This window comes from Shigella sp. FC1567, from assembly GCF_001743015.1.
GTDB lineage: Bacteria > Pseudomonadota > Gammaproteobacteria > Enterobacterales > Enterobacteriaceae > Escherichia > Escherichia coli.
The window spans coordinates 1-11,265 of the sequence record NZ_MIIV01000048.1 but is presented as its reverse complement, the minus strand read 5'-3'; the positions used below and the strand labels follow the sequence as shown (position 1 = coordinate 11,265).

Here is an 11,265-nt window from a genome sequence, read left to right as displayed (position 1 = left end):
TCGGCCTTTGAGGTCGTGGTATGGATGACGGATGGCTGGCCGCTGTATGAATCACGCCTGAAGGGAAAGCTGCACGTTATCAGCAAGCGTTACACTCAGCGCATTGAGCGACATAATCTGAATCTGAGACAACATCTGGCAAGGCTGGGACGGAAGTCACTGTCGTTCTCAAAATCGGTGGAGCTGCATGACAAGGTCATCGGGCATTATCTGAACATAAAACACTATCAGTAAGTTGGAGTCATTACCGAAAAAAACATGCACTAACTGAAGTGTAAAAGGGGTGCCATGAGAAAATGAATCTGCTAGTCAGATGCGCGGGGAAAATCCCCGCGCTTGCCCTTACCTGGACGTGCAGGCCATGAGCGCAGCAACCTCCTTATCACCGTCCCGGAACCGCAGTTCGTAGAGCGTTTGTCGGGTCAGGAGTGTGAATGTCAGAATCGTAATGCAGATAATGAGCAGACACACCACCAGAGGGTTGTGCTTCATAGCCTTTCTCCTTGCCGGATGGCGGGTAAGAGGCTAAGATCTGAATTGCTAGGTTCATTCGTTGGCCTCGGTTGATAGAAATATCGGTCGGGGCTTCGTCTTTCTGATTCCCGGTTAGCCTGAAAACAGAAAGTCTCAGGCACCCGCAGGCATCCTATGAGGTTTCCTTAGGGACGAAAATAATCACTTCACGAAATTGCGTGCTGTTTTCCAGAATTTTTCGTCATTCGGATTAGCCAGTTTAGCCATTCGTTACTCTCTTCATTCCAATAGCATTAATTTTCTCTGCAATAATTGTTGTAAAAATGTGACGCAAAGAGGTTTTTGGTCATAAGTAATTACCGTCAAGTGCCGATGACTTTCTATCAGGAGTAAACCTGGACGAGAGACAACGGTAATGAATACAACTCCCTCACAGCGATTAGGTTTTTTGCATCACATCAGGCTGGTTCCGTTATTTGCCTGCATTCTTGGCGGTATCTTAGTTCTATTCGCATTAAGTTCTGCTCTGGCAGGCCGATCGCGATCAGCGTGATGTTACTGCGGAGATTGAGATTCGGACCGGGTTAGCGAACAGTTCAGATTTTTTGCGTTCAGCCCGGATCAATATGATTCAGGCCGGGGCTGCGAGTCGTATTGCGGAAATGGAAGCAATGAAGCGAAATATTGCGCAAGCCGAATCGGAGATTAAACAGTCGCAGCAAGGTTATCGTGCTTATCAGAATCGACCGGTGAAAACACCTGCTGATGAAGCCCTCGACACTGAATTAAATCAACGCTTTCAGGCTTATATCACGGGTATGCAACCTATGTTGAAATATGCCAAAAATGGCATGTTTGAAGCGATTATCAATCATGAAAGTGAGCAGATCCGACCGCTGGATAATGCTTATACCGATATTTTGAACAAAGCCGTTAAGATACGTAGCACCAGAGCCAACCAACTGGCGGAACTGGCCCATCAGCGCACCCGCCTGGGTGGGATGTTCATGATTGGCGCGTTTGTGCGTGCCCTGGTCATGACGCTGATAACATTTATGGTGCTACGTCGGATCGTCATTCGTCCACTGCAACATGCCGCACAACGGATTGAAAAAATCGCCAGTGGCGATCTGACGATGAATGATGAATCGGCGGGTCGTAATGAAATCGGTCGCTTAAGTCGTCATTTACAGCAAATGCAGCATTCACTGGGGATGACAGTAGGGACTGTTCGACAGGGCGCGGAAGAGATTTATCGTGGCACCAGCGAAATTTCAGCTGGCAATGCGGACCTGTCATCTCGCACCGAAGAACAAGCGGCGGCTATCGAACAAACTGCCGCCAGCATGGAGCAACTCACTGCGACGGTGAAACAGAATGCGGATAACGCGCATCATGCCAGCAAACTGGCGCAAGAGGCTTCTATTAAAGCCAGCGATGGCGGGCAGACGGAGTAAAAACGATGGGCGCTATCTCCACGAGTTCGAAGAAAATTTCTGAGATCACCGCCGTCATCAACAGTATTGCTTTCCAGACGAATATTCTGGCACTGAATGCTGCCGTTGAAGCCGCGCGAGCGGGTGAGCAAGGGCGTGGATTTGCCGTTGTCGCCAGCGAAGTACGGACACTCGCAAGTCGCAGCGCTCAGGCGGCGAAAGAGATTGAAGGCTTGATCAGTGAATCAGTCAGGTTAATTGACCTGGGGTCGGATGAGGTGGCAACGGCCGGGAAAACCATGAGCACTATTGTTGATGCCGTCGCGAGTGTCACACATATCATGCAGGAAATCGCCGCCGCCTCGGATGAACAAAGTAGAGGCATAACGCAGGTTAGCCAGGCGATTTCTGAAATGGATAAGGTGACGCAACAGAATGCTTCTCTGGTAGAAGAGGCCTCAGCGGCGGCGGTGTCCCTTGAAGAACAGGCGGCACGATTAACTGAGGCGGTGGATGTATTCCGTCTGAACAAACATTCTGTGTCGGCAGAACCTCGCGGAGCGGGTGAACCAGTTAGTTTCGCTACGGTGTGAAAATGTTCAAGGAGGGATCGACAGATCCCTTCACCTTTCAGAACGGCATTGATTTTCGAATAGCGTTAATCATCAACTGGCAACCAGAAGAGAACATCGCATCTACGCGGGTCAGTATTCCAATCGGTTCGCCTGCACCATGTCCCGGAACAGGCTGGGCCACCAGCGTGGCATGACGCAGGTCGTCTTTTACCGCGCCAGAAGGGACAAACCACACGTAGTCGTATTCAACCGTAAGTTGACGAGATAGCGAAGCAGACAGCGTTTCGATACAACCCGAAGGAATTTTACATCCCTGGCTCTGTACTAATGCATCTGAATGCTGGCGTGGCGCAGTGCCTTCTGGTGATACAACGACCGGCCATTTCAGCACTCGGCTTAGCGTTACGTTCTCCTGAAGTAGCGGGTGATTAGGGCGGACAACCAGCTTCAGCGATTCAAGAAACAGCAGTTCGTAATTAAGCCCGGTCATCAGTTCAGGATCTGACATCCGACCAATGCCGATATCGATTTCCCCGGTTTTCAAACCCGCCAGAATCATAGGGTTACTCATTGTCGCAACTTGCAAGGTCGTCTCTTTTTGTTGCTGATGAAACTGACCTATAACCGAAGGTAATATCCCCAGTGCCGCAGTAGGTAGTGCACCAATCCTGACGACATCATTATTAAGACCTTCTTTACGATGAAGCGACTGTCCGGCAGTGTTGATGGCGTCAAGAACTCTGACTGCATGCGTTAAAAATTGTTCGCCGGGTAAGGTAAGTTGCGCCCCCTGACGACCACGCTCAAACAAGCGAGCGCCCGTCAGCTGCTACAGTTCATTCAATGTCTTAGAGAGCGCAGGTTGACTCAAATTAAGGGTTTCAGCCGCGCCCCCAAAGTTCCTTGTTGTGCGACAGCTACGAATGTATGAAGGTGGCGCAAACGGATGCGCTGACTAAACAGACTATTTTTTTCCATAAGCGATGTTAAAAACGAAGCGGTGTCGCTGACAAGTGAAGTTGTTTGATTATGATAACTTGATTGCAAAATATAATTAACAATTAAAGCAATTGTGTTACAGCAAAATGGATAATATTGATGTTTTCGCGGCGAGATCACAGTTTGTAAATTCTTCCCGCCAGAGTGAATGCGGTTACCTACACTCCAGATTACTGACCACTGGAGGCAGACACTATGGCGAACAGCATCACGGCGGATGAGATTCGGGAACAGTTTTCGCAGGCAATGTCAGCCATGTACCAGCAAGAAGTTCCGCAGTACGGCACGCTGCTGGAACTGGTAGCTGATGTGAATCTGGCTGTGCTGGAAAACAATCCTCAACTGCACGAAAAAATGGTAAATGCAGATGAGCTGGCGCGACTGAATGTTGAACGTCATGGGGCGATTCGCGTTGGGACTGCACAAGAGCTTGCTACTCTTCGGCGGATGTTTGCCATTATGGGGATGTACCCGGTGAGCTATTACGATCTCTCGCAGGCAGGGGGGCCGGTACATTCGACAGCATTTCGGCCCATTGATGATGCTTCTCTGGCGCGTAATCCCTTCCGCGTTTTTACCTCCTTACTCCGCCTTGAGCTTATCGAGAACGAAATTTTGCGCCAGAAAGCGGCGGAGATTCTGCGTCAGCGCGATATCTTCACCCCACGTTGTCGACAACTGTTAGAGGAATATGAGCAGCAGGGCGGTTTTAACGAAACACAGGCACAGGAATTTGTGCAAGAGGCCCTGGAAACGTTTCGCTGGCACCAGTCAGCAACGGTAGATGAAGAAACCTATCGCGCCTTGCACAACGAATATCGGTTGATTGCTGATGTGGTCTGTTTTCCTGGATGCCATATCAACCACCTGACGCCACGTACGCTGGATATTGACCGGGTGCAGTCGATGATGCCTGAATGCGGAATTGAACCCAAAATTCTCATCGAGGGGCCGCCGCGCCGCGAGGTACCGATTTTACTACGCCAGACCAGCTTTAAAGCACTGGAAGAGACGGTGTTGTTTGCGGGGCAGAAACAGGGCACGCATACCGCGCGCTTTGGTGAAATTGAGCAGCGTGGCGTGGCATTAACGCCGAAAGGGCGACAACTGTATGATGATCTTCTGCGTAACGCTGGAACCGGGCAGGATAATCTCACTCACCAAATGCATTTACAGGAAACCTTCCGCACTTTTCCTGACAGTGAGTTTTTAATGCGTCAGCAAGGGTTGGCATGGTTCCGGTACCGTCTGACGCCTTCGGGTGAGGCGCATCGTCAGGCGATTCATCTTGGAGACGATCCACAGCCTTTAATTGAACGTGGTTGGGTAGTGGCGCAACCCATCACCTATGAAGATTTCTTGCCCGTTAGCGCGGCGGGGATCTTCCAGTCAAATCTGGGTAATGAAACGCAGACACGCAGTCACGGTAATGCCAGTCGCGAAGCATTTGAGCAGGCGTTGGGTTGTCCGGTTTTGGATGAGTTCCAGCTTTACCAGGAAGCGGAAGAACGCAGTAAACGTCGCTGTGGTTTGCTTTAAATTCTGACCATCCGCCTTTGCAAAAATTTGCCTGATTTTACAAACGAATCAGGCTCATCCCATCGACATAAAAAAAATGCCGATTTATGCATATTCTCTCAGTTCAACAATTGGATTATTAATAAATATTGTCTAGAGTGAGCGGTCATAAATAAGCACTTTCTTGCCGCTGAAAACGACCAGCGCGGGACCATTCACAACACCAGAAGGACTCACTTTCAGGTATGGATCGTAGACGATTTATTAAAGGTTCAATGGCTATGGCCGCCGTGTGCGGTACCAGCGGCATTGCTTCTCTTTTTTCTCAGGCGGCATTCGCGGCAGATTCTGATATTGCCGACGGGCAAACCCAGCGTTTTGACTTCTCCATTCTACAGTCAATGGCGCACGACTTAGCGCAAACAGCGTGGCGTGGTGCGCCTCGTCCGTTACCTGACACGCTGGCGACAATGACGCCGCAGGCTTATAACAGTATTCAATACGACGCCGAAAAATCGCTCTGGCATAACGTTGAGAACCGTCAACTGGACGCTCAGTTCTTCCATATGGGAATGGGATTCCGTCGCCGCGTTCGTATGTTTTCTGTAGATCCAGCAACACATCTGGCGCGTGAAATTCACTTTCGCCCGGAGTTGTTCAAATACAACGATGCGGGTGTTGATACAAAACAATTAGAAGGGCAAAGCGATCTCGGCTTTGCCGGTTTTCGCGTGTTTAAAGCCCCCGAACTGGCGCGCCGTGATGTAGTATCATTTCTCGCGCGAGTTATTTCCGCGCCGTTGATGATACATATCAATACGGTTTGTCGGCCCGCGGCCTGGCGATCGACACTTACACCGACAGTAAAGAAGAGTTCCCCGACTTTACCGCCTTCTGGTTTGATACGGTAAAACCGGGGGCAACTACCTTTACCGTTTATGCGTTGCTCGATAGCGCCAGCATTACTGGTGCCTATAAGTTCACTATCCATTGTGAGAAAAGTCAGGTGATTATGGATGTGGAAAATCACCTGTATGCGCGCAAAGACATTAAACAGCTGGGCATTGCGCCGATGACCAGTATGTTCAGCTGCGGTACTAATGAACGTCGGATGTGCGATACAATTCATCCGCAAATTCATGACTCTGATCGTCTGTCCATGTGGCGGGGCAACGGCGAGTGGATTTGCCGTCCGCTGAATAATCCGCAAAAATTGCAGTTCAATGCTTACACCGACAACAACCCGAAAGGGTTTGGTTTATTGCAACTGGATCGTGACTTCTCCCATTATCAGGACATTATGGGCTGGTATAACAAACGCCCAAGTCTGTGGGTGGAACCGCGTAACAAGTGGGGTAAGGGCACCATCGGCCTGATGGAAATCCCAACAACGGGCGAAACGCTGGATAACATTGTCTGTTTCTGGCAGCCAGAAAAAGCTGTAAAAGCAGGTGATGAGTTTGCATTCCAGTATCGTCTGTACTGGAGTGCGCAACCGCCTGTTCATTGCCCATTAGCGCGCGTTATGGCGACGCGTACCGGCATGGGCGGTTTCCCGGAAGGTTGGGCGCCAGGTGAACACTATCCCGAAAAATGGGCGCGTCGTTTTGCCGTCGATTTCGTTGGTGGTGATCTGAAAGCTGCCGCGCCAAAAGGCATTGAGCCGGTGATTACGCTTTCCAGTGGGGAAGCGAAGCAAATCGAAATTCTCTATATTGAACCCATCGATGGTTATCGTATTCAGTTTGACTGGTATCCGACTTCGGACTCCACTGATCCGGTCGATATGCGGATGTATCTACGTTGTCAGGGGGACGCTATCAGTGAAACATGGCTGTATCAGTATTTCCCGCCAGCGCCGGATAAACGTCAGTATGTTGACGACCGCGTGATGAGTTAATCGTTTTTTCTTCGGCACCTTCTTCGGGAGGTGCCGTCTGGTTAAACACGATCCCGCTCGCATTTTTCCCTAAGTTAAATGAGTAATCTGATGGTGTGTATTTCAGATACACCTTGTCAGCCACTAACAGGGAGTGCGTATGTTTCCAGAATACCGAGATTTAATATCCCGTCTGAAAAACGAAAATCCTCGCTTTATGTCCTTGTTCGATAAACACAATAAACTTGATCATGAAATTGCCAGAAAGGAAGGTTTCGACGGTCGAGGGTACAATGCGGAAGTGGTCCGCATGAAAAAACAAAAGCTACAGTTAAAAGATGAGATGCTCAAAATCCTGCAGCAGGAGAGCGTCAAAGGGGTGTAAACTTTCCTAAGCCGCCAGCCAGGCGGCTTTTTTAACAACAGCATGGATTGACTGGAGATAAGATGACTGAAACGATAAAAGTAAGCGAATCACTTGAATTACATGCTGTTGCGGAAAGTCACGTCACACCTCTTTATCAGTTAATCTGTAAAAATAAAACCTGGTTACAGCAGTCGCTAAACTGGCCGCAGTTCGTTCAGAGTGAAGAGGACACGCGAAAAACGGTGCAGGGTAATGTGATGTTGCATCAACGCGGCTATGCCAAAATGTTCATGATTTTCAAAGAAGATGAACTTATCGGCGTTATCTCGTTTAATCGTATTGAACCACTGAATAAAACTGCTGAAATCGGCTACTGGCTGGACGAATCTCATCAGGGGCAGGGGATCATTTCTCAGGCGCTGCAGGCATTGATTCATCATTACGCTCAGTCTGGTGAACTTAGACGCTTCGTGATCAAATGTCGGGTGGACAATCCGCAAAGCAACCAGGTCGCTTTGCGCAATGGTTTTATCCTTGAAGGTTGCCTGAAACAGGCTGAGTTCCTGAATGATGCCTATGATGATGTGAACTTATACGCGCGTATTATCGATTCATAATAACCCTGCCAGCGGCGTTCGCGTAATGCGCTCCTCGCCGTTAATGACTTTTGGACCACGGACATGAACCGTGTCGCCATCAAAGGCTTCAACGACGGCGTGGTCGGTTAACTCCACATGGTTTTCAATTATCACCGCACCTGAAATACGGCTCTCACCTTGTATTACAACGTGCTCGTCGAGCAGAATCGGTTCACCACGTACCACGGCATTTCCGCCAATCAAGACATGATGTTTTAACACACAATTACCTTCCACAATGGCATATTCCGCCACCTGCGAACTGTAATGAATCGTCGGAATGGCATCTTCTTCTATGCCAGCTTTCACCTGCGCGTGACCGTAGACTTTAGCGCAATCGCATAGCCAGACGTTGTTCTCTTCATTACCTTCAACACTGGCAAAATCAAAAACTTCGGCGCGATGTTCAATAAAAGCATACCGGACGACGGCATCGCCATAAATTTGTGCCTGGTGGACAATACGCGAGGCGCTAACCCTTGCGCGATCATAAATTTGGAGCAGGAGTTGATGGTCGGGCGTTAAGCCTTGTGCGGCGACGATCATAGAATGTTGATCAATTAAGGCGTGACCAAATATTCTACATTGCCCGTAAACTAATGAGTCATGAATGGTGACACTGTCACTTATATATGCACCCTGACTGATTTCACTATTATCGATCCAGACGTTATCCGTTGCGTAAACCTCTCCCCACAGCACGCTGGTGCCGGTGATACGCGTATTACCAGAAATCACCGTTCCGCCGAACGCAATAGCATTCTGGTCGTAAATCCAGCAATTTCCTTCCTATGCTAACACCGTTTCGCGATCGATCCAGCCGCCAGCGGTTCCTGCTATCACATCGTTAAAATCGCTAATGGCGATAATCTGCCGTAATAACACACTTTTTTTAGTGCCATCTTCCTGATAACTAAAGGCTCGCTGTTCTTCACTTAGACGATATTTGCGCATAGCGTTTTCTCACAGGTGACTTACTATGACCGTAGCAAATTCTGCGGCTCTGGCTATGCTCGAGAAAATTCCATAAAATGCATTTCAAATATACTTTATAAATTAAACAAAATGAGTAAGAAGATGCAGAGCGATAAAGTGCTCAATTTGCCGGCAGGCTACTTTGGTATTGTGTTGGGGACGATAGGGATGGGATTTGCCTGGCGCTATGCCAGCCAGGTTTGGCAGGTCAGCCACTGGTTAGGGGATGGGCTGGTGATTCTGGCGATGATCATCTGGGGATTATTAACTAGCGCATTTATTACCCGACTCATACGCTTTCCGCATAGCGTGCTGGCGGAAGTTCGCCATCCAGTGCTGAGCAGTTTTGTGAGTTTGTTTCCGGCAACGACGATGCTGGTGGCGATTGGTTTTGTTCCGTGGTTTCGCCCACTGGCGGTGTGCCTGTTCAGTTTTGGTGTCGTGGTTCAGTTGGCTTATGCCGCCTGGCAAACTGCGGGATTATGGCGCGGATCTCACCCTGAAGAAGCTACCATGCCTGGACTGTATCTGCCGACAGTTGCCAACAACTTTATCAGCGCAATGGCCTGTGGTGCGTTGGGCTACACCGACGCCGGTCTGGTGTTTTTAGGCGCAGGCGTTTTCTCATGGCTAAGCCTTGAACCGGTGATATTGCAGCGTCTGCGCAGTTCGGGAGAATTACCCACGGCACTGCGGACATCACTCGGCATTCAGCTCGCTCCTGCGCTGGTGGCCTGTAGTGCCTGGTTGAGCGTCAACGGCGGCGAGGGTGATACGCTGGCGAAAATGCTTTTTGGTTATGGACTGCTGCAACTGCTGTTTATGCTACGTCTGATGCCATGGTATCTCTCCCAGCCATTTAATGCTTCATTCTGGAGTTTCTCGTTCGGCGTATCTGCACTGGCAACCACCGGTTTGCATCTGGGGAGTGGCAGCGAAAATGGATTTTTCCATACGCTGGCGGTACCGCTGTTTATCTTTACCAATTTTATTATTGCAATACTGCTCATCCGTACTTTTGCGCTTCTGATGCAGGGAAAATTGTTAGTCAGAACCGAGCGCGCTGTTTTAATGAAAGCAGAGGACAAAGAATGATCATTCGTGACGAAAACTATTTTACTGATAAATATGAATTAACCCGCACACACTCTGAAGTACTGGAAGCGGTGAAAGTGGTTAAACCGGGTAAAACGCTGGATCTGGGCTGTGGCAATGGTCGTAACAGTCTTTACCTGGCAGCCAATGGTTATGATGTTGACGCATGGGATAAAAATGCCATGAGTATCGCCAATGTAGAGCGCATTAAATCCATTGAAAATCTGGATAATTTACACACCCGAGTCGTTGATCTGAATAACCTCACATTTGATAGACAGTACGATTTTATTCTTTCGACTGTGGTACTGATGTTCCTTGAGGCTAAAACCATCCCAGGGCTGATTGCCAATATGCAACGTTGCACTAAACTTGGTGGTTACAACCTGATTGTGGCGGCGATGGATACCGCTGATTATCCATGTACCGTCGGCTTCCCGTTTGCCTTCAAAGAGGGAGAATTACGTCGATATTACGAAGGCTGGGAGAGGGTGAAATACAATGAAGACGTCGGCGAGCTGCACCGCACCGACGCCAACGGTAATCGTATTAAACTGCGTTTCGCCACGATGCTGGCACGTAAAAAATGACCCGCTAAGAATAAGGCGCGTGAAAATTCCCCACGCTGAGATGATTTACTGTTCTTCTTTTCGGTAAGCATATTTTTTATCGAAGGGATGTGAAATTAATCACAGTAGTCGAAGTTTTTTAGCAGCTTAACTTACTGAAATTTAACTACTGATGATTGACTTAGCCCCTTTTTCGGCATTGACTATGTCGTCTGAAAAGGGGCTGAAAAATTTATTTTCACCAACACTTTTTTTGCCACAACACGAAGCGGCGCTTTTTGCTATAACTTAAAAAGTAATATAATCATCTCAGGAAACTATTCATGCGTACCACATCATTTGCGAAAGTTGCAGCTTTATGCGGCTTGTTGGCTCTGTCTGGTTGTGCCTCTAAAATCACCCAGCCAGATAAATATTCTGGTTTTTTAGGTAATGCTGCCAACTTACTGATTTAGTGTATGATGGTGATTTTAAGGTGCTTGCGTGGCTTCCATTTCCATCAGATGTCCTTCCTGCTCCGCTACTGAAGGCGTGGTGCGTAACGGCAAAAGCACTGCCGGACATCAGCGCTATCTCTGCTCTCATTGCCGTAAAACATGGCAACTACAGTTCACTTACACCGCCTCTCAGCCCGGTACGCACCAGAAAATCATTGATATGGCCATGAATGGCGTCGGATGTCGCGCCAGTGCACGCATTATGGGCGTTGGCCTCAACACGGTTTTACGTCACTTAAAAAA

At 48.7% G+C, this 11,265-nt stretch carries 9 protein-coding genes and 5 pseudogenes; 11 read left to right on the top strand and 3 right to left on the bottom strand.

Annotated features, from left to right (window positions below; translation table 11 throughout):
* Together BHE85_RS04150 and yncP are read left to right on the top strand one after the other, a co-directional pair.
* On the top strand, positions 1 to 234 hold a 234-nt coding region (locus BHE85_RS04150), incomplete at its 5' end, for an IS1 family transposase (RefSeq protein ID WP_001393844.1).
* A gap of 62 nt (positions 235 to 296) precedes the next feature.
* A complete protein-coding gene (gene yncP, locus BHE85_RS27185; RefSeq protein ID WP_212591405.1) occupies positions 297 to 365 on the top strand; it encodes a hypothetical protein in 69 nt (22 codons plus the stop codon).
* Here yncP and hokB read toward each other — a convergent pair.
* Positions 343 to 492 carry a type I toxin-antitoxin system toxin HokB gene (gene hokB / locus BHE85_RS04145; RefSeq protein ID WP_001320773.1) on the bottom strand — a complete coding sequence of 50 codons (150 nt, stop codon included), beginning with the start codon at positions 490 to 492 and terminating at the stop codon, positions 343 to 345. The two genes, yncP and hokB, sit on opposite strands and share 23 nt — an antisense overlap.
* A gap of 397 nt (positions 493 to 889) precedes the next feature.
* On the opposite strand from hokB, the pseudogene trg reads away from it, so the two are divergent.
* Positions 890 to 2,503 (top strand): annotated as a pseudogene (gene trg, locus BHE85_RS04135) (methyl-accepting chemotaxis protein Trg).
* 37 nt (positions 2,504 to 2,540) lie between these two features.
* Here trg and BHE85_RS04130 read toward each other — a convergent pair.
* Positions 2,541 to 3,463: pseudogene (locus BHE85_RS04130) on the bottom strand (LysR substrate-binding domain-containing protein).
* Positions 3,464 to 3,679: 216 nt separating this feature from the next.
* On the opposite strand from BHE85_RS04130, the gene hglS reads away from it, so the two are divergent.
* From hglS to rimL, 4 genes and pseudogenes are all read left to right on the top strand, one after another.
* Positions 3,680 to 5,023, top strand: a complete 1,344-nt coding sequence (gene hglS / locus BHE85_RS04120; protein ID WP_000013745.1) for a 2-oxoadipate dioxygenase/decarboxylase HglS — start codon at positions 3,680 to 3,682, stop codon at positions 5,021 to 5,023.
* Positions 5,024 to 5,247: 224 nt separating this feature from the next.
* A pseudogene (gene opgD, locus BHE85_RS04115) lies at positions 5,248 to 6,902 on the top strand (glucan biosynthesis protein OpgD).
* A 139-nt stretch (positions 6,903 to 7,041) separates the two neighbouring features.
* Entirely contained in the window at positions 7,042 to 7,266 is a 225-nt protein-coding gene (locus BHE85_RS04110) for a YdcH family protein (protein WP_004983724.1), read from the top strand.
* 62 nt (positions 7,267 to 7,328) lie between these two features.
* Complete coding sequence (rimL, locus tag BHE85_RS04105) at positions 7,329 to 7,865, top strand: 50S ribosomal protein L7/L12-serine acetyltransferase (RefSeq protein WP_000140884.1); 537 nt, start codon at positions 7,329 to 7,331, stop codon at positions 7,863 to 7,865.
* Here the strand turns inward: rimL and ydcK are convergent.
* Positions 7,860 to 8,840: pseudogene (ydcK, locus tag BHE85_RS04100) on the bottom strand (YdcK family protein). The gene rimL and the pseudogene ydcK sit on opposite strands and share 6 nt — an antisense overlap.
* Before the next feature lie 123 nt (positions 8,841 to 8,963).
* Between ydcK and tehA the strand changes: the two are divergent.
* From tehA to BHE85_RS04080, 4 genes and pseudogenes are all read left to right on the top strand, one after another.
* On the top strand, positions 8,964 to 9,956 hold the full coding sequence (gene tehA / locus BHE85_RS04095; protein ID WP_004983796.1) for a dicarboxylate transporter/tellurite-resistance protein TehA: 993 nt from the start codon (positions 8,964 to 8,966) through the stop codon (positions 9,954 to 9,956).
* Entirely contained in the window at positions 9,953 to 10,546 is a 594-nt protein-coding gene (gene tehB / locus BHE85_RS04090; RefSeq protein WP_000586728.1) for a tellurite resistance methyltransferase TehB, read from the top strand. The genes tehA and tehB overlap by 4 nt, the downstream gene beginning before the upstream one ends.
* Positions 10,547 to 10,848: 302 nt before the next feature.
* Positions 10,849 to 10,971: pseudogene (locus tag BHE85_RS04085) on the top strand (DUF3313 domain-containing protein); the annotation flags it as partial.
* Between the two features lie 37 nt (positions 10,972 to 11,008).
* Positions 11,009 to 11,265: IS1-like element transposase (locus tag BHE85_RS04080; protein ID WP_024259250.1), on the top strand; the 257-nt coding region annotated here is incomplete at its 3' end.